Origin of the sequence: Paenibacillus xylanexedens, assembly GCF_007676705.1 — a bacterium.
GTDB lineage: Bacteria > Bacillota > Bacilli > Paenibacillales > Paenibacillaceae > Paenibacillus > Paenibacillus xylanexedens_C.
This window is the reverse complement of record NZ_VEBF01000088.1, coordinates 1-339: the sequence shown is the minus strand read 5'-3', so window position 1 is coordinate 339 and position 339 is coordinate 1. Positions and strand designations below refer to the sequence as shown.

Sequence of the window (339 nt, the reverse complement as noted above, 5' to 3'; positions counted from 1 at the left end):
GCTTTAGGGCATCAAATCCGTTTCTCCGGTAATGAAGCAGCCATTCCTGAATGGTCTTGGCCGCGATAGTTCTTTCCCCGTAATAGGGAATCTGGTGGACTTTCCCTTCCAACTGCTCAAAGTATTCCTTTGGCTCCATCTGCCCGTTCAAAAGAGGGGCAATCAATCCATAGCGGAATAAAGCAATGTCTTCCCTTGTTTTTTCATTCATCGAAACATCCTCCTTTGATCAGAAGGACAACCGGTTATCCATTGCCTTTTATTCTACTTTTTCCGTCCATTGTTTCATAGGCAAGATTTATGTGGGAACGCTTTATTTTTTTCTCACGATAAATATGG

General features: G+C 42.8%; 1 pseudogene. It reads right to left on the bottom strand.

The annotated features are described in order from the left end of the window. Positions 1 to 211: pseudogene (locus tag FS628_RS30250) on the bottom strand (IS481 family transposase); the annotation flags it as partial. Between the last annotated feature and the right edge of the window lie 128 nt (positions 212 to 339).